The sequence below is a fragment of the Achromobacter sp. E1 genome, assembly GCF_037039475.1.
Classification (GTDB): Bacteria; Pseudomonadota; Gammaproteobacteria; order Burkholderiales; family Burkholderiaceae_B; genus Achromobacter; species Achromobacter mucicolens.
The window spans coordinates 5,004,200-5,022,389 of record NZ_CP146253.1; the positions used below are offsets into that span (position 1 = coordinate 5,004,200).

Consider the following 18,190-nt stretch of genomic DNA (forward strand, 5'->3'; position numbering starts at 1 on the left):
AGAGAGATGGAATCCTATTTGATTGCAATCTCCATCGGCATTCTTATCTACATGCTGATGGCTCTGGGTCTGTCGCTGCACTATGGCTTCACGGGCCTGGTCAACTTCGGGCATGTCGGCTTTTTTGCCATCGGTTCCTACACCTCTGCGCTGCTCGCGCTTCAGGGGGTTCCCATCCCCTTGGCGATGGCGGGCGCAACGCTGCTCACCGCACTGGCGGCCTGGCCGCTGGGTATCGTCGCCTTACGGCTGGGAAGCGATTATCTGGCCATCGTGACGCTCGGCTTCTCGGAGTCCGTCCGGATGATGCTCCAGAGCGAGGAATGGCTGACTCGAGGCATGCACGGTCTGCCGGGCATACCCCGTATGTATGAAGGTTGGATCCCCGCCGCCCAGATCGATCTGGCCATCATGTTGACCTTGCTCGCCGTCAACGGGGCGGTGTTCTGGTTGGTCACGCGCGTCGTCAAAAGCCCGTTCGGACGGGTCATTGAAGCGGTTCGCGACAACGAAGTCGCGGTAAGGGCGCTGGGCAAGGACCCGGCTCGCTTCAAGACCCGCTCGCTCATGCTGGGCGCAGGCCTGGCGGGTCTTGCGGGCGCCTTTCAAGCGCACTACCTCACGTTCCTGAGCCCCGAGCAGTTCGTTCCGCTCATTACCTTCTATATCTGGATCGCCATCTTTGTCGGAGGCGCCAACCGCCTGCTCGGTGTCGCCTTGGGCACCGTCATCATGGTCGGCTTTCTTGAGGGGTCTCGCTTCGTCCGGGACTTCGTGGGCGGAATCTCCGAAGTGCAGATGGCCAGCGTGCGAATCTGGGTCATCGGCATGGCATTGATTCTTATCGTGCTGTATCGGCCGCAAGGGATCTTGGGAACCAAGGCGGGGAAGTCGACATGAGCCTTTTGACTGTCAGAAACGTTAGCGCCGGGTTCGGCGGAATGCTCGCCTTGGACAATGTCAGCCTGGACCTGAACCAGGGCGAACTTCTGGGCCTGATCGGCACGAATGGCGCGGGAAAGAGCACGCTGTTCTCGGTAATCACGGGGTATGTACCCAGCCGGGCTGGCGTCGTCCAGTTCGACGGCCGCGACATATCTCACATGGCCGTGCACACCCGCGTGCGCCAAGGCCTGGCGCGCACATTCCAGGTGCCGCGGGAATTCTCGCAGCTCACCGTCATGGCCAACATGATGGCGGCTGCGCCAGACGCGCAGGGCGAGAAGTTGCTGTCGATCTTCTTCAATCCGGGGAAAGTGCAACGGGAAGAGGAACAGGTGGCCGAACGTGCCCGCGACTTGCTGCAATTTCTTAATCTATCGCGGGTCGCGGACACCCAGGCAGGCAAACTTTCCGGCGGACAAAAGAAGCTGCTGGAGCTTGGACGGCTGCTCATGCTGGAGCCTCGCTGCATCATGCTTGACGAGCCTTTCGCTGGCGTCAATCCGGTACTGATCGGCGAGTTGTCAGAACGCATCGTGGCGTTGAACGAACGCGGCATGAGCGTGCTGATCATCGAGCACAACCTCGAAGAACTTTCGCGCATTGTGCCTCGCATGTATGTGATGGACCGCGGCAAGGTCATTGCAGAGGGAAAGCCTCGGGACGTGCTCTCCCAGGATGCGGTTCGCGAAGCTTACATGGGGGGTGTGATATGAACGTAACCAATTCCGCCGCACCGATCCTCACCATAGAAAACATGGCTGCAGGCTATGGAGACGTCGATATCGTCAGTGGCATCGACCTCCATGTGAAGCCGCGCGAGATCGTCACCATCGCTGGCACGAACGGGGCCGGCAAGTCCACGGTCATCAAAGCCGTCATGGGCCTGCTGCCGCGTCTGTCGGGGTCGATCACCTTCGACGGGAACGACCTGCGCCGGTCCGCCGTGGAAGATCGCGTGCGCCTGGGCATCTCTTACGTGCCGCAAGTGCAGAACGTGTTCGGCGAGCTCACCGTGCTGGAGAACCTTCAGGTCGTCGAACACGTCAGCGATGCCCGTCGGCGCACCGAGGAAATGTTTGAACTCTTCCCAGCGTTGGCGCAGCGGCGCCGCACCCACGCCGCCAATCTTTCCGGCGGCGAACGCCAGCAATTGGCGTTTGCTCGCGCGTTGATGCCTTCCCCTCGCATGGTGCTGCTCGACGAGCCGTCCGCGGCATTGTCGCCCGCACTGACTTCCCAAGTGTTCGAGGAAGTGCAACGCCTGCCCCAGTTGGATATCGCGGTGCTGATGGTCGAACAGCGGGCCCGCCAGGCGCTGGCTTTCAGCGACCGCGGCTACATCCTGGATTCTGGCCGCATTGTCCTGACCGATACCGGCCCCAACCTGCTCGCAAATGAAGAAATGGCGGAACTCTATATCGGGCACCGTCACGACTCCCAAGGAGAACCCGTATGACCGCAACCAAGGCGCCCGGACGCCCTGCTCCCTCGGAGCGCGCCCACCTCACCCTGGCAGAGGGGCTGCGCGCCCTGGACAAGGGCACGCTCAGCGCCGAAGCCTGGGCGCAGGCGTGCCTGGAACGAATTGCGCAGCGCAACCAGGATGTCAAGGCGTGGGTGCACGTGGCGGGCGAAGCCGCGTTGGCGCAAGCGCGCGCCATCGACCGGCGCGGCCGCCGCACTCGCTACGAGGGTGCGCCGATCGGCATTAAAGACACCATCGACACCGCGGACATGCCCACCGAACTGGGCGAACCCGAGATCTTCACTGGGCGTCAGCCTACGCAGGACGCGCCGGTGGTGACGCGCGCGCGAGAACAAGGGTTCGTGCTGCTGGGCAAGAACACGGTGTCACGCCACGCGATCATGCTGCCCGGTCCGTGCCGCAATCCACACGACCTGACCCGTAGCCCGGCCGCCTCCTCCGCGGGTTCGGGCGCGGCCGTGGCAGACTTCATGGCCCCCTTGTCCATCGGCACCCAGACCGCCGGCTCCATCTTGCGGCCCGCTTCCTTCAGCGGCGCCGTCGGATTCAAGCCCACCCTTGACGCCATCCCGTATGTCGGCATCAGAAGCTATTCGCGGCCGCTCGATGTGATCGGTCCGCTGTGCAGGTCCGTGGAAGATGCGCAGCTCTTCATGCATGCGTTCGTGGGCGATCCGCGCTTTGCACCGTCGCTGGAAAGCGGTAACGCGCTGCGCCTTGGCGTGTGGCGTCCCCGCGCCTGGCCCGAAGCCGAACCCGCGGCGCAGGCCGTCTTCGAGGAATGCCTGAGCCGCCTGACGGCCGCGGGCGTTTCATTGCAGGTCTTGTCCATGCCTGCGGCCTATGAAGAAATCGGCGACATTCAGGATGTCATCATGGCCTATGACCTGGCGCGCGAATACGCACATATCCGCCGCGATCACGCCGCATTATGCGACCCTGAGCTGCTTGCCTACCTGGCCCTCGGCGACACGTACACCGACGCCGACTATGCATCCGCATTGGACGCAGCCGACAAGTGCCGGCGGGCGTTCTATGACATTGCCCGCGACGTGGACGCCATTATCATGCCTGCCACGTTGGGCGTGGCCACGCCCGCCGAAAGCACGGGCAGTTCGGTGTTCATCCGCGCGTGGTCATTGCTGCACAATCCCTCGATTTCACTGCCGGTCGGACGCAGCCCGGAAGGTTTGCCCCTTGCCGTGCAGCTCGTTGGCTTCCAGAAGGAAGATCCCAAGCTGCTGCAGCATGCGCGCCGCGTGGAATCCATTCTCGGGAACCGGGCCGGGGAAACGTAGCGGGCGGGGCTTTTATCGCCGTGCCGTCTACTGCTCCTTCAGCCCCAACGATTTCATCAACGGCGCGAACAATTTCTTTTCGTCCTGCACGCGCGTGGCGTAGTCGGCCACGCTCAGCGGTATCGCCTCGGCGCCCGCATCCAGGAAGCGCGCCTTGATATCCGGCCGCGCCAGCACCTTGTTGATCTCGGCGTTCATGCGCTCGACCACATCATCGCGGGTGCCTGCGGCCGCATACACGCCGAACAGGCTGTCCGCGAACACGCCGTCAATGCCGGCCTCGGTAAAGGTCCGGATGTCGGGCGCCACGGCCGCGCGCTGCCGGCTTGCCGCCGCCAGCACCTTCAATTTGCCCGCCTGCACCATGGGAAAGACCGTGGCGGGTCCAAACGCGAAGTCGATCTGGCCCGCGGCCAGGTCTTGTATCGCCGGCGCCACGCCGCGATACGGCGCATGGGTGGCCTGCATGCCCGTGGCCTGCTTGAGCAGCTCGCCGGCCAGATGCGGCGTCGTGCCGTTGCCGGCCGAACCGTAATTCAAAGGATCGGGCCGCTTGCGCGCGTATTCCACGAACTCTTCGAGCGTATTGACGCCCAGCGAAGACCGGACAAACAGGAACAACTGGCTGTTGGCCAGCAGGGCAACCGGCCGCAAGTCACGCTGCGGGTCGAACGGCATGTTGGCGAACATCAGCGGGTTGACCGATTCGGTCGTCGACGGATTGAGCAGGAAGGTATGGTTGTCGCGGCCATTGCGGACCACTTCGGCCCCCGCCAGATTGCCGCCCGCACCGCCCCGGTTTTCCACGATGACGGTCTGCTTCAAGGCCTCGGCCAAGTGCGGCTGCACGGTGCGGGCCAGCACGTCGACCAGCCCGCCGGGCGCCAGCCCCACGACCAGACGAACGGGCTTGGTGGGCCACGCCGCAGACGATGTTTGTGCATGGCTGCCCGTCGTCCAACCCGCCAACGCCAGCATCATCACGGCCAGACAACGTCTACGCAGCAGCATGCAATTCTCCTTAAGGGGGCTCTACCCCGCGATCATGCGCCCGGTGCGTCACGCGCCGCACCACCGTGAACCGCCCTGATTGCGCATCGCGGCGGCGGCCCCGCATGTGCCGCTCATTCTTCACAAAAGTTTAAGCATAAAGAATCCCGGATAACCCTAGCTTGCCGGCCGCAGGCCAGGCTTTCCTATTCGCCGGTCTGTGACAGTTCGTGCTCCAGCCCGGCCTCCAGCTGCCGCGCCACGCGCCCCAGCCCCCGGTTCAGGGGCCACACGATGGAAAGGTCTAGACCGCCTTCCACATCCACGGGCACGACGCTCAGCCCATGTCGCCGCGCGTACAGGCCGCTCATGCTATCGAGGATGGCCACGCCCAGGCCGCGTTCCGCGAACGCGCAGGCGGCCGAGTACTGATTCACCTCGATCACGGGCAGAAACGGCAACCGCTCCTGCTCGAACTGCCGCGCCGTAAGCGCCCCCACCTGCAAGTGCCTACTGAGCGAGATATAGGGGATGTCCGCCAGATCGGCCAACGCGAGGCGACGGCGGTCCGCCAGCGCGTGGCCGGCCGGCATCATGGCCTGCAGGGTCAACCGCGCCAGCGTGCGCTGACCCACGTTCGGCAGCGCGGCCGAGCCGATCACGATGCCGATATCGATACGCTGATCGGCCGCCAGCCCCGCCACGCCCAGCGTCATGTCCGTACGCACGCTGACGCGCACACCGGGCTCGCGGGCTTGCAACCACGCCATCGCGCCGGGCAGGATGCTCGCGCCCACGGCCGCCACCGCCCCCACGTCCAGCCTCGCCTGCGCCCCGCCCCGCATGCTGGCCGCCACCCGTTCGGCGTTGTCCATCGCAGCAAGCGCATGAACGACCTCCGGCAGCAACATGCGGGCCTCGGCGGTCAGCGCCAGCCGGCGTTTCTCGCGGCTGAACAGCGCAAAGCCCAGCTTGTCTTCCAGCGACTTCAGCATCGCGCTGGCCGCGGGCTGCGACATCCCGGTGGCCGCAGCCGCCAAGGTGACGGAACCGGTTCGCCCCACCGCTTCAAACAGCGCCATCTCGCGTTTATTCATGCAACCCCCGTTGTTCATACATATTCATGTATGAAATGACTAAATATATATATTTGACTATATCAATCCACCTGCCGGACACTGGCTCCACATCACAACAGCCGGCGCCGCCTCGATGCGGCGCACGGCAATACCGCGAGGAGACAACGATGCAGACGAGACCTGGCGCTCACCCACGCAGGCTGCTGGCCAGATTGCTTGCACCGCTGCTTGGCAGCGCGTTGCTGGCTTTCGTGGCCCCCGCCCTGTCCGACACCCCGGCCGGGGGCACGATCCGGATCGTCGTCGGCGCCCCGCCGGGTGGCGCGCCCGACACCGTGGCTCGCATCGTGGCGCAGCACATGCAGGTGGGCGGGCGCGCCGTGATGGTCGAAAACAAGAACGGCGCCGCCTCCATGATCGCGGCCGCCTATGTGGCCCGCGCGCGGCCCGACGGCAACACTCTCTTGCTCGCCAGCCAGACGACGGTCGCGGTCGCGCCCACGCTGCAGAACGTGACGACGTTCGACCCCATGAAGGATTTCACCGGCGTGGCGTTGGTGGGCAGCGCGCCGCAGGTGCTGCTGGCCGGGCCGAAGCTGCGCGCCAACTCCGTCCAGGAACTCATCGCGCAGGCCAAGGCCGCGCCGGGCGAAATCGATTTCTGCTCGGGCGGCATCGGCACCTCGCCCTACATGGCGGCCGTGCTGTTTGCCCAGACCGCGGGGATCGAGTTGCACAGCATCCCGTTTGCCGGCGAACAAGCCTGCATCACTGAAATGCTGGCAGGCCGCCTGCCGTTCATGTTCGCCAACGCCTCGACGGCCCTGCCCTACATGAAGGACCAGCGCCTGCGCGCCCTGGCCGTGACGAGCAGCGCGCGCGTCAGCTTCGCGCCGCAGTTGCCTACAACGGCCGAAGCGGGCCTCAAGGACTACGAGGTCGCGACCTGGCTTGGCCTGCTTGCGCCCGCCGCCACGCCGCCCGACGTCGTCAACGCCCTGAACGCAGAAGTGCGCCGCGTGCTGCGCCTTCCGGATGTGCGCGAGAAGCTGCAGGCGCAGGGCTATGCGCTGTCGGATGACAGTCCGGCGGCGTTCACCCGCTACTACCACGCCGATCGCGACAAATGGGTGCGGCTGATCCAGACCGCCGGCATCAAGCAGAACCCCTGAGCGCGGCCGTTTGATTGTGTTTCCCGACCCTGAACCTCCCGAGCCTCCCATGAGCCGTACCCAGCCCGCCGCTTCTTCCCACGACCCGCGCACCGTGTTGGGCGTCCATCACAGCCCTGTCGCCGGCACGATTCCGCCCGGCGCCTGCGATTGCCACGTGCACATCTTCGGCCCCTTCGACCGCTATCCGCTTGCCGAAAACCGCGTGTTCATGCCGGGGCTCGCCTCGACCGACGATCTGCTGGCGCTGCACGCGGCGCTTGGGGTTGACCGGGCAGTGGTCGTGCAGGCCAGCCCGCAAGGCACCGACAACCGCTGCATGACCGATGCCCTTGCCACCCTGAACGCGGCAGGCCACGCGTCGCGCGGCGTCGCGGTGCTAGCGCCCGATATCTCGCGCGATGGCCTGCGCGCGCTGCATGTGGCGGGCGTAAGAGGCGCGCGCGTCAACCTGCAATCGTTCGGCCAGCAGGATCCGGCCATCGCCCGCGATGCGCTGACGCGCACCGCCGAGCAAGTCGCCGACCTGGGTTGGCATGTGCAGATCTACACCACGCTGCCGGTGGTTGCCGCGCTGGCGCCCGCGCTGCGCAACTGCCCCGTGCCAATCGTGATCGATCATTTCGCATTGGCGAGCGCCGTCGCCGGCCTGGGCCAGCCAGGCTTCGATGCGCTGCTGGAGACGGTGGCGGCGGGCAATGTGTACGTAAAGCTCTCCGCACCGTATCGCCTTACGGTCTGGCAGGACGGCCGCCCGCCCATCGAGGCGCGCGAGATCGCACGCGCCCTGATCGATACGCGGCTAGACCGCATGCTGTGGGGCACCGATTGGCCGCATTCGGGAGCGTGGCCGGGTGTGGCGCGCACACGGGATCGCAGCGAACCGCTGCATCCCATCGACGATGGCGAACAACTGTCGGCGTTTTGCGCGTGGGTGAGCGAAAAGGAGAAGCAGGCGATCCTGGTGGATAACGCGGCGCGGGTTTATGACTTTTAGCGTCGGAATACCGAATGCCCGGTACTCCGGGCCGCGTGACAGCACTACCTATTTCTCTCCGTGACTACGGAACATCCCTTGAAATTGAAACCTGCAGAGTCTTCCAGCAAGTTGAGATAGGGGCTCAGAGGATTTTCGGGAAAGGCTCGCGCATACGTAATCGATATGGGCCCCCAATAGACCTCCCTGCGGGCCTCGCATCTGAACTCTCGAATCGAGATATCACCCGCATCATCAGCCGTCGCAGCAGTCACCTTCTTGTACATGAATCTTTGGCCGGAAAACGTACTGCTTCCCGGCATTAGCCCCTCGGCTTGAGTGACTCGCCATCTCCAATTGCGAAAAGGCTCGTAGCTGATGCGATAAGGAGACCCATGAACGGATTCACTGCTCGCATTGGATAGGTGGATGTGCATTCGCGCGGGCCAGAATATATTCAGCAGAATGACGGAGAGCACCACTGCGCCCCAACCGAGCCACTTCTTGCCGCCAAGCAACATGATGAGCCAGCCTGCTAGCGCCAACTGGATTCCAAACCAGTTCAGCCACGGCGGAATCTCGTTATCGCTCCACGGCCGGTAGGTGACGTTGTAAAAACCAGCCAGATTGGCAACGACGGTGAGCAAAGCGCCGACGACAGCAAGGCGACTTGTCAACCGGACGGTTTTAATACTGGGAGCAAACATCACGATAATTTCATCCTCCGGGTTTGAGCTTCCGTTGCAGTAGTTGCCAGTGCATATCGGAGAACGCCAACTCACATCCGATAAAGCCAACGCGCCTGCCACATCCGCGATGCGGCGATACGATATAGAGATCGATTGCACATTCGAATCAGACAGGTTCGAAACTCGTTATCAAGCAGGAGCGCAGGTATCGGCGAGGCTCCAGATAGCTGAGCGGAGCGGTCGGGGTTTCACGCGGGACATGATCCACCCTGTTTGTCCGCATCCAATCACATCTCCCCGAGGCGTCGCTCTCACCTGGATGCCGAGCCCCTGCTCTCCCCGAAGATGTAACAGCGCCCCTCCCCCCCTTGAACCTCCAAACATCATCCCTATAATTAGCACTCGACACCGGTGAGTGCTAACACCTCCCGGGGCAAACCGACCATTCACTTACTTTTAGTTAACAGGAGTTCCTCATGGCCTTGCGTCCCCTGGGCGATCGCGTGATCGTCAAACGCCTCGAAAACGAGCGCAAGACTGCCTCCGGCATCGTCATCCCCGACAGCGCCGCTGAAAAGCCCGACCAGGGTGAAGTCGTGGCCGTCGGCCCCGGCAAGAAGACCGAAGATGGCAAGATCCTGCCGGTTGACCTGAAGGCTGGTGACAAGGTTCTGTTCGGCAAGTACGCCGGCCAGTCCGTGAAGGTTGATGGCGAAGAACTGCTCGTCATCCGCGAGGACGAAATCCTCGCCGTGGTCCAGTAAACCCTGCCTCAAACGAATTTTCGAAGGAAGCTAAGACATGGCTGCCAAGCAAGTATTGTTCGGTGATGACGCCCGTGTGCGCATCGTCCGTGGCGTGAACGTTCTCGCCAACGCTGTCAAGACCACCCTGGGCCCCAAGGGTCGCAACGTCGTGCTGGAGCGCTCGTTCGGCGCCCCGACCGTGACCAAGGACGGTGTGTCCGTCGCCAAGGAAATCGAACTGAAGGACAAGTTCGAAAACATCGGCGCCCAACTCGTCAAGGACGTCGCGTCCAAGACCTCCGACAACGCCGGTGACGGCACCACGACCGCCACCGTGCTGGCCCAGGCCATCGTTCAGGAAGGCCTGAAGTACGTCGCCGCCGGTTTCAACCCGATCGACCTGAAGCGCGGCATCGACAAGGCTGTCGCCGCTGCCGTCGCCGAACTGCAAAAGCAATCCAAGCCGGTCACGACCAGCAAGGAAATCGCCCAAGTCGGTTCCATCTCGGCCAACAGCGATTCCTCCATCGGCCAGATCATCGCTGACGCGATGGACAAGGTTGGCAAGGAAGGCGTCATCACCGTCGAAGACGGCAAGTCGCTGGAAAACGAGCTGGACGTCGTCGAAGGCATGCAATTCGACCGCGGCTACCTGTCGCCCTACTTCATCAACAACCCGGACAAGCAAGTCGCCGTCCTGGAAGATCCGTATGTCCTGATCTTCGACAAGAAGATCAGCAACATCCGCGACCTGCTGCCCGTGCTGGAACAAGTCGCCAAGTCGAGCCGTCCCCTGCTGATCATCGCGGAAGACGTCGAAGGCGAAGCGCTGGCCACCCTGGTTGTGAACAACATCCGTGGCATCCTGAAGACCACCGCCGTCAAGGCGCCTGGCTTCGGCGACCGCCGCAAGGCCATGCTGGAAGACATCGCCATCCTGACGGGCGGCACGGTGATCTCCGAAGAAACCGGCATGTCGCTGGAAAAGGCCACGCTGGCTGAGCTGGGCCAAGCCAAGCGCATCGAAGTCGGCAAGGAAAACACCACGGTCATCGACGGCGCTGGCGACAGCAAGTCCATCGAAGCCCGCGTCAAGCAAGTGCGCGTGCAGATCGAAGAAGCCACGTCCGACTACGACCGTGAAAAGCTGCAAGAACGCGTGGCCAAGCTGGCCGGCGGCGTTGCGGTGATTCGCGTTGGCGCTGCCACCGAAGTCGAAATGAAGGAAAAGAAGGCTCGCGTCGAAGACGCCCTGCACGCCACCCGCGCTGCAGTGGAAGAAGGCGTTGTGGCTGGTGGCGGCGTTGCGCTGCTGCGCGCCAAGCAAGCCATCGCTGACCTGAAGGGCGACACGCCTGACCAGAACGCCGGCATCAAGCTGATCCTGCGCGCTGTGGAAGAGCCCCTGCGCACCATCGTCACGAACGCCGGCGAAGAAGCCAGCGTCGTGGTCAGCAACGTGCTGAACGGCAAGGGCAACTACGGCTACAACGCCGCGACCGGCGAGTACACCGACCTGGTCGAGCAAGGCGTGCTGGATCCCACCAAGGTGACCCGCACCGCCCTGCAAAACGCTGCCTCCGTCGCCAGCCTGCTGCTGACGGCCGAAGCCGCCGTTGTTGAACTGGCTGAAGACAAGCCCGCTGCGCCGGCCATGCCCGGCGGCATGGGCGGCATGGGCGGCATGGACTTCTAAGTCCCGCTGTTCTTGCAAGGCCTCCCCGGCTTCGGCCGGGGAATGCAGTATCCAAAAACCCCCGGTCCTTCGCCCCGGGGGTTTTTCTTTTGTCCGCCCGGATATCTTTGCGTGTTGTTTCAGCAGCGCCGGATTTCTCGGGGTTGGCAAACTTTTGCCAACAATCTGCCCGTATCTGAGGCTTGCATGCGTCCCTACAATGAAGGTTCGTCTCACCGAGAACCTGCCCATGCGACTGCCCCGAAACGTGCTGCGTATCCTGCGCCCCTCCCAGATCAGCGGCCTGCTGGTCGACTCGGCCAAACAGTGGTCCAGTCATCGCGCGTCCAGCAAGGGTGCGGCGCTGGCGCTGTACATGGTGTTCTCGTTGGCGCCGATGCTGCTGCTGGTCATTGCGGTGGCGGGCGCCTTCTTTGGCGAGGAAGCGGTACGTTCCGAGCTCTTTGCGCAATTGCGCGACCTGATCGGCGATCGCGGGGCCGAGGTGATCCAGACCGTGCTGGCCAGCGCCCACGAATCGGGCAGCGGCTGGATGGCGGCGCTGGTGTCGATCTGCGTGCTGATCTTCAGCGCGACCACGGCCTTTGCCGAGCTGCAGGCCAGCCTGGACGAATTGTGGGACGTAAAGGCCAACCAGAAGAGCGGCCTGCACGGACTGGTGCGCAGCCGTCTGCTGTCGTTCGGTCTGGTGCTGGTGCTGGCGCTGTTCCTGCTGGTGTCGCTGACCGTGAACGCGGCGCTCGCGGCGGCCAGGGGCATCTATGGCTCGCTGTGGGCCAATTCGACGTTCTCGATCGTAGCGGAATGGGCGTCCAACCTGTTTTCGTTTTCGGTGGTGGCGGCGCTATTTGCGGTGATCTTCAAGCTGCTGCCCAGCGCCAAGATCTCGTGGCAGGACGTGATCCCCGGGGCCATCGTGACGGCCGGGCTGTTCCTGCTGGGCAAATGGGGGATCGGGCTGTACCTGAGCCGCGGCGCGGCGGTATCGGCCTATGGCGCGGCCGGGTCGCTGATCGCGCTGTTGCTGTGGATCTGGTATTCGGCGCAGATCTTCTTCTTTGGCGCGGTCTTCACGCGCCAGTTTGCGCTGCGCTTTGGCAAGGTGGAGCGGCCGCGCATGCCGTCCGCCGAACCGCCGGTTCAATCGCCCGCGCAAACGCCCACCCAATCGCCCACGCAGCCGTCCGCCCAATCGCCCGTGCAGACGCCCCCGACCGACGCCTGACCGCCGGGGCTTCACGCCTGCCGCGTCTGATGCAAGGGCGGCAGCGCCGCGCCAAGCCGGTCGCTCCAGACCTGCATCTCGTTCCAAAGCGCCGGCGGCACGGGCAAGCCGAGGCGTTGGCGTTCCGCTTCGTGCGAGGCCTCCGGGTCGCCAGGCATGCGAGGCTTGCCGGGCGCTTCCGATAGCTCCATCGCCATTCCAGCCACCACCGACGCCAAAGCCGCTCCCCCCGCGAAGCGCGCAGGATCGATGACGATGAAGAAAGCGCCCAGTTCGCGCGGCCGGTCCAAGGCGTCGTACATGGACGAGATGTGCGGGCCGTGAGGGTTGCCGTTCAGCGGTCCGCACAGCAGCTCGATCATCATTGCCAGCCCATAGCCCTTGTAGCCGTATTCCTCGCCACCCAGCGGACGCAGGGCGCGCGCGGCCTGCGCATCGGTGGAGTCGTCGCCCCGCCCGTCCAGCGCCACACCCGGCGGCAGCGCCACGCCGTCGCGCCGCGCGTTCATGACGCGGTTCCACGGAATGGCGGTTGTCGCCATGTCCAGGCAGAGCGGCTGTCCGCCCGCACGCGGAAAGGCAAGCGAAATGGGATTGGTGCCGAAAAAGGGTTCGTGGCCGCCGAAGGGTGCAGCGATGGAATCGGAATGCGTGAAGGCGATGCCGATGAGACCCTGCCGGGCCGCCGCGCGGCTGTACAGGCCGATCGCCCCGCAGTGAGACGAATCGCTGACGCCCACCGCCGCCACCCCAGCCTCGCGCGCCAGGTCGATTGCCAGCGCGTTGGCCCGATGGGCCACCACGATGCCCTGCCCCCGGCCGCCATGCACTTGGGCGGCTCCCGGCCCCGTCCGGTCGACGCGGATGTCCGGTCGCGCCAGGATCGACCCATGCGACACGCGGTTCAGGTAATGCGGCAGGCGCGCGATGCCGTGCGAATCGATGCCCCACAGGCTGGTCTGCGCCAGGCTTTGCGCCAGGCAGCGCGCGTCATCGGCCGGAAAATCCTGCGCCAGCAGGCACGCCGTGCCCCAGCGTTCCCAGTCGATGGCGGTCACGCGGCGGTCGGCGTTCATGTCCTGTCTCCTAGGTGGCCGCCTGCACGGCATGGATCACACCGTGCTCGCGCAGCGCTTCCAGATGCTTGGTCAGGGCGCCCACGAACTCGGGCGAATTGCCCAGGTCGCCGAACACCGGTTTGAAACGCGCCAGCACCGTCGCGCGCCGCTGCGCCGCCTGCGACGGCATGGCGGCATGCGCGGCCACCTCGGCACGCGCCAACAGGCGGTCAAGGCGCGCGGCGATCGGGTCCTGGATGGGGTAGGCGCTGCCCTGCTCGTCTTCGCCGCGCAGGTAGTTCAGCCATGCGGCGACCGCCAGGCACAGACGATCGATGCCGTGGCCGGCACGCAGCCGGTCGCGAATGGTGTCCAGCAGGCGCTGGGGCAGCTTCTGCGATCCGTCCATGGCGATCTGCGACAGCGGATGCGGCAGCGCCGGGTTGGAGATCCGTTCCAGAAACCGCAGACGGTATTCCACCAGCCCCGTGTCGGGAATGCCGCGCAGGGTCGGGGCGATCTCTTCGCGCATCATGGCGTCGACGAACGCCCGCAGGGCGGGCGTGTTGGCGGCATCGGCCACCGTATGCAGTCCCAGCGTCGCGCCCAGGTAAGCCAGCGCCGAATGCGGCCCGCTGACCATGCGCAGCTTCAGACGCTCGTAGGGCGCCGCATTGCGCACGAAGGTGGCGCCCCCGTACGCGTCCCAGGCGGGGCGGCCGGCGGCGAACCGGTCTTCGATCACCCAGTTCAGATAGGGCTCGCCCAGCACGGGCCAGGCATCCTCGACGCCCAGGCGTTCGGCGATCCGCCGGCGGTCCTGGTCTTCGGTGGCCGGCACGATGCGGTCGACCATGGAATTCGGAAACGTGCAGTGGCGATCGATCCAGTCGGCCAGGGTCACGTCGACGCGCAGCGCAAAGGCCAGCACCAGGCTGCGCAGCGTGTCGCCGTTGCCGCGCAGGTTGTCGCACGACAACAGCGTGATCGGCGGCAGGTCGCGCTCGCGGCGCAGCGCCAGGCCGTAGACCAGGATGCCGATGGTGCTGCGGGGCCGGATGGGGTTTTCCAGATCGTGCACGATGTCCGGATCGTCCCAGCGCAGATGCCCCGTGGCCGGTTCGTGGCTGTAGCCCTTTTCCGTCACGGTCAGGCTGACGATGCGGGTCTGCGGATACGCGATGCGTTCGAGGACGGCATTGGGGTCTTCCTCGGCCACCATCACGCGCAGCACGGATCCCACGATACGCAGGTGTTCGCGGTCCTGGCCGTCCGGACCGGCGTCGCGCACGGCCAGCGTGTACAGCCCGTCCTGGGGCGTTAGCGCATCGCGGGTGGCGGGGTGGCGCAGCGAGACGCCCAGAATGCCCCAGGTGAGGTCGCCGCTGGCTTGCATGGCCTGATCGGTGACAAACGCCTGATGCGCCCGATGAAAGGCGCCCAGCCCCAGATGGACGATGCCCGGCGTCAGCCGGCTACGGTCGTAGCTGGGCCTTTCAACGTCGGCGGGAAGACGCGGCAATGACTCCGAATTCAAACGTTCAAGCATGGGTGCGCTATGCCTAAAAGGGGAGACGCCAGGGTATAGCATGCCCCGAGCCGTCTTCGCTACATCACCGCGCCCAGTTGCCACGGAACGAATTCATTTTGTCCGTAGCCGTGCGTCTCGCTGCGGGTGCGCCGGCCCGACGCCGTCTGCAGCATGAGCTGGAAAATTCGCTCGCCCATCTGCGCCACGCTTTGCGCGCCGTCGACGACTTCGCCGCAATTGATGTCGATATCGTCGGACTGGCGCTGCCACAGCGCCGTGTTGGTGGACAGCTTGAGCGACGGCGCTGGCGCGCAGCCATACGCAGACCCGCGGCCGGTCGTAAAGCAGATCAGGTTGGCGCCCCCGGCCACCTGCCCGGTGGCCGAGACCGGGTCGTAGCCCGGGGTGTCCATGAAGACCAGCCCGCGCGTATGCACGGGCTCGGCGTACTCGTAGACATCGGTGAGATTGGTCGTGCCGCTCTTGGCGATGGCGCCCAGCGATTTTTCCAGGATGGTGGTCAGGCCGCCCGCCTTGTTGCCGGCCGAGGGGTTGTTGTCCATCTCGGCGTCGTTGCGGGCGCAGTAGTCTTCCCACCAGCGCACGCGCGCCAGCAGCTTGTCCGCCACGGCGGGCGATTGCGCGCGGCGCGTCAGCAGGTGCTCGCCGCCGTAGATTTCCGGCGTCTCGGACAGGATGGCCGTGCCGCCGTGGCGCACCAGCAGGTCCACCGCGGCGCCCAGCGCCGGATTGGCGCTGATGCCGGAATAGCCGTCCGACCCGCCGCATTGCAACCCCACGGTCAGGTGGCTGGCGGGCACGGGCTGGCGCTGGACGCGATTGGCCTGGTCCAACATGCGCTCGACCAGTTCGATGCCGCGCGCCACGGTCTTTCGCGTGCCGCCGGTGTCCTGGATGTTGAAGGTGTGCAGCATGCCGCTTTCGCGCAAATGCTCCTGCTCCATCAGCCCGCCGATCTGGTTGGTCTCGCAGCCCAGCCCCACGACCATCAGGCCGCCAAAGTTGGCATGCCGGGCGTAACCGCCCAGCGTGCGCCGCAGCACGCGCAATGGTTCGCCGTCGCTGCCGGTGGCGCAGCCCGCGCCATGCGTCAGCGCCACGACGCCGTCCACGTTCGGACAGGCTGCCAGGGCCTCGGGCCGGATGTCGCGGCGGAAGTGATCGGCGATGGCGCGCGCCACCGTCGCCGAACAGTTCACGCTGGTCAGGATGCCGATGTAGTTGCGCGTGGCGATGCGGCCGTCGGCGCGCACGATGCCGTCGAACATGGCCGGCGCCCCCACGTAGTCGGTGGGCCGCGCATCTTGCCCCACGGCATAGTCGCGCTCGAAATCCGAGAATTCCAGATTCTGGGTGTGAACGTGCTGGCCGGGAGCAATGTCCTGCCGCGCCACGCCGATGATCTGGTTGTAGCGGCGCACTGGCTCGCCGGCCGCGATGGCACGAACCGCCACCTTGTGGCCGGGCGGCACCAGCCCCACGATGGTCACCCCCTCGCCTTCCAGCCTCGTGCCGCTGACAAGCTGGCGTCTGGCGATCACCACGTTGTCCGCCGGGTGAATGCGGATGACTGCCGTATCGGTCTGCGACATGAGAACTCCGGAATCCAGGGGGGCCTTGCGGATCAGCCGTCGATCAGGGCGGGGTCCCAGGCATGGACGCGCTGGCGCTGTTCGCCCAGGCCCGCGATGCCCAGTTTCATCTCGTCGCCCGCCTTCAGATAAACGGGCGACGGCTTCTGGCCCATGCCCACGCCGGGCGGCGTGCCGGTGCTGATGAGGTCCCCCGGGTACAGCGTCATGAAGCGGCTGACGTACGACACCAGCTGCGCCACGCCGAACACCATCGTGCGGGTGCTGCCGTTCTGGTAGCGCTTGCCGTTGACCTCCAGCCACATCTCCAGGTCCTGCGGATTGGGGATCTCGTCGGCCGTCACCAGCCACGGCCCGACAGGGCCAAAGGTATCGCAGCCCTTGCCCTTGTCCCACGTGCCGCCGCGTTCGATCTGGTATTCGCGCTCGGACACGTCGTTCACCACGCAGTAACCGGCCACGTGCTTCATGGCGTCGGCCTCGCTGACATAGCGGGCCTTCTCGCCGATCACCACGCCCAGCTCGACTTCCCAGTCGGTCTTGACCGATTCCTGCGGCAGCACGACCGGATCGTTGCAGCCCACCACGGCCGACGTCGTCTTCATGAAGACGACCGGTTCGGCCGGCACGGGCAGTCCGGACTCGGCGGCATGGTCGGCGTAATTCAGGCCGATGCAGATGAACTTGCCCATGCCGCGCCACGGCGGCGCCACGCGGCCGGGCCGCGCAACAAGCGGCAGCGACGCCGGATCCAGCGCGCGCAACTGCGCCAGCTTGGCGGGCACGAGCGACTCGGCGGTGATGTCGGAAATGACGGACGACAGGTCGCGGACCTGGCCCTCTGCGTCGATCAAGGCGGGCTTTTCCGAGCCCTTGGCGCCATAGCGCATCAGTTTCATAGCGGTTTCCTGGTTGCTGGAAAAGAAGAATTCAATTGGACCAGCCGCCGTCGATCACCTGCGCGGTGCCGGTGGTGAAGGCGGATTCGTCGCTGGCAAGATACACCGCCAGCGCGGCGATCTCTTCGGCGCGGCCGATCCGGCCCATTGGCTGGCGCGCGGTGAAGGCGGCTTCGACCGCCGCGACGGACTGGCCGCTGGCCAGCGCCTGCGCGTCGATGCGCTGGCGCAGGGACGGCGACTCCACCGTGCCGGGGCAGATCGCGTTACAGCGGATGCCCTGCCCCACGTAGTCGGCGGCGACCGCCTTGGTCAGGCCGATGACGGCTGCCTTGGTGGCGCCGTAGGCGCAGCGGTTGGGCGCGCCTTTGATGCTGCCCGCCACGGACGCCATGTTGACGATGGAACCCGCGCCGCGCGCCAGCATGGCCGGCAGGCAGGCACGGATCAGCAGGTACATGGATCGCACGTTCAGGTTGAACGAGAAATCCCAGGCGTCTTCGTCGCAATCCAGGATGGTGCCGGCATGCACGAAGCCCGCGCCATTGAACAGCACGTCGACGCCGCCCGCATCCTGGGCCAACGCGCGCACGGCGCGGGCGTCGGTCACGTCCAGCACGTGGGTGCGGCAGCCGGACAGCGACTCCAGCGCGGCGCCGTTCAGGTCCACGGCCAGCACGTCGGCGCCCTCGTGCGCGTAGGCCAGGGCCACGGCGCGGCCAATGCCCTGCCCCGCGGCGGTGACGATGGCGGTCTTGCCTTGCAGTCTTGCTGACATGGGCGTGCG

At 65.3% G+C, this 18,190-nt stretch carries 17 protein-coding genes; 9 read left to right on the top strand and 8 right to left on the bottom strand.

The genetic code is table 11. From position 1 onward, the window contains the following. Positions 1–6 precede the first annotated feature (6 nt). The 4 genes from V6V88_RS23195 to V6V88_RS23210 are packed head-to-tail and all read left to right on the top strand — an operon-like array spanning position 7 to position 3,729. Positions 7–900: a branched-chain amino acid ABC transporter permease gene (locus V6V88_RS23195; RefSeq protein WP_338616555.1), complete on the top strand. Its 894-nt coding sequence runs from the start codon at positions 7–9 to the stop codon at positions 898–900. Beyond that, a complete protein-coding gene (locus V6V88_RS23200) occupies positions 897–1,658 on the top strand; it encodes an ABC transporter ATP-binding protein (RefSeq protein ID WP_056325586.1) in 762 nt (253 codons plus the stop codon). The genes V6V88_RS23195 and V6V88_RS23200 overlap by 4 nt, the downstream gene beginning before the upstream one ends. Next, positions 1,655–2,401 carry an ABC transporter ATP-binding protein gene (locus V6V88_RS23205; RefSeq protein WP_279991646.1) on the top strand — a complete coding sequence of 249 codons (747 nt, stop codon included), beginning with the start codon at positions 1,655–1,657 and terminating at the stop codon, positions 2,399–2,401. Before V6V88_RS23200 ends, V6V88_RS23205 begins: the two co-directional genes overlap by 4 nt. Then, positions 2,398–3,729 carry an amidase gene (locus tag V6V88_RS23210; RefSeq protein WP_338616557.1) on the top strand — a complete coding sequence of 444 codons (1,332 nt, stop codon included), beginning with the start codon at positions 2,398–2,400 and terminating at the stop codon, positions 3,727–3,729. The genes V6V88_RS23205 and V6V88_RS23210 overlap by 4 nt, the downstream gene beginning before the upstream one ends. A 27-nt stretch (positions 3,730–3,756) precedes the next feature. Here V6V88_RS23210 and V6V88_RS23215 read toward each other — a convergent pair whose 3' ends face one another. Further along, a complete protein-coding gene (locus V6V88_RS23215; RefSeq protein ID WP_223572937.1) occupies positions 3,757–4,740 on the bottom strand; it encodes a tripartite tricarboxylate transporter substrate-binding protein in 984 nt (327 codons plus the stop codon). A 185-nt stretch (positions 4,741–4,925) separates the two neighbouring features. Next, a complete protein-coding gene (locus V6V88_RS23220; protein WP_223572939.1) occupies positions 4,926–5,816 on the bottom strand; it encodes a LysR family transcriptional regulator in 891 nt (296 codons plus the stop codon). 149 nt (positions 5,817–5,965) lie between these two features. Here V6V88_RS23220 and V6V88_RS23225 point away from each other — a divergent pair, with 149 nt between their 5' ends. Next, positions 5,966–6,970, top strand: a complete 1,005-nt coding sequence (locus tag V6V88_RS23225; protein WP_223572941.1) for a tripartite tricarboxylate transporter substrate-binding protein — start codon at positions 5,966–5,968, stop codon at positions 6,968–6,970. Positions 6,971–7,019: 49 nt separating this feature from the next. Then, entirely contained in the window at positions 7,020–7,967 is a 948-nt protein-coding gene (locus tag V6V88_RS23230; RefSeq protein WP_223572943.1) for an amidohydrolase family protein, read from the top strand. A 44-nt stretch (positions 7,968–8,011) separates the two neighbouring features. Here the strand turns inward: V6V88_RS23230 and V6V88_RS23235 are convergent, their stop codons facing one another. Continuing rightward, positions 8,012–8,794: a hypothetical protein gene (locus tag V6V88_RS23235; RefSeq protein ID WP_338616559.1), complete on the bottom strand. Its 783-nt coding sequence runs from the start codon at positions 8,792–8,794 to the stop codon at positions 8,012–8,014. A 317-nt stretch (positions 8,795–9,111) separates the two neighbouring features. On the opposite strand from V6V88_RS23235, the gene groES reads away from it, so the two are divergent. The 3 genes from groES to V6V88_RS23250 all read left to right on the top strand — a co-directional run bounded on the left by groES (position 9,112) and on the right by V6V88_RS23250 (position 12,302). Next, positions 9,112–9,399 carry a co-chaperone GroES gene (groES, locus tag V6V88_RS23240; RefSeq protein WP_006221616.1) on the top strand — a complete coding sequence of 96 codons (288 nt, stop codon included), beginning with the start codon at positions 9,112–9,114 and terminating at the stop codon, positions 9,397–9,399. Positions 9,400–9,436: 37 nt separating this feature from the next. Next, positions 9,437–11,077, top strand: a complete 1,641-nt coding sequence (gene groL, locus V6V88_RS23245) for a chaperonin GroEL (protein WP_056325479.1) — start codon at positions 9,437–9,439, stop codon at positions 11,075–11,077. A 229-nt stretch (positions 11,078–11,306) separates the two neighbouring features. After that, positions 11,307–12,302 carry a YihY/virulence factor BrkB family protein gene (locus V6V88_RS23250; RefSeq protein WP_223572947.1) on the top strand — a complete coding sequence of 332 codons (996 nt, stop codon included), beginning with the start codon at positions 11,307–11,309 and terminating at the stop codon, positions 12,300–12,302. Positions 12,303–12,313: 11 nt separating this feature from the next. On the opposite strand, the gene V6V88_RS23255 is transcribed toward V6V88_RS23250, so the two are convergent. The 5 genes from V6V88_RS23255 to V6V88_RS23275 are packed head-to-tail and all read right to left on the bottom strand — an operon-like array spanning position 12,314 to position 18,181. Further along, positions 12,314–13,378 carry an Ldh family oxidoreductase gene (locus V6V88_RS23255; RefSeq protein WP_338616561.1) on the bottom strand — a complete coding sequence of 355 codons (1,065 nt, stop codon included), beginning with the start codon at positions 13,376–13,378 and terminating at the stop codon, positions 12,314–12,316. Between the two features lie 10 nt (positions 13,379–13,388). Further along, complete coding sequence (locus V6V88_RS23260; RefSeq protein ID WP_223572951.1) at positions 13,389–14,909, bottom strand: mannitol dehydrogenase family protein; 1,521 nt, start codon at positions 14,907–14,909, stop codon at positions 13,389–13,391. A gap of 59 nt (positions 14,910–14,968) precedes the next feature. Beyond that, positions 14,969–16,504, bottom strand: coding sequence for an altronate dehydratase family protein (locus V6V88_RS23265; protein WP_056325471.1), 1,536 nt, complete (start codon positions 16,502–16,504; stop codon positions 14,969–14,971). 32 nt (positions 16,505–16,536) lie between these two features. Further along, positions 16,537–17,403: a fumarylacetoacetate hydrolase family protein gene (locus V6V88_RS23270; protein WP_223572953.1), complete on the bottom strand. Its 867-nt coding sequence runs from the start codon at positions 17,401–17,403 to the stop codon at positions 16,537–16,539. A 31-nt stretch (positions 17,404–17,434) separates the two neighbouring features. After that, positions 17,435–18,181, bottom strand: a complete 747-nt coding sequence (locus tag V6V88_RS23275) for an SDR family oxidoreductase (protein ID WP_062839595.1) — start codon at positions 18,179–18,181, stop codon at positions 17,435–17,437. Positions 18,182–18,190: the final 9 nt, after the last annotated feature.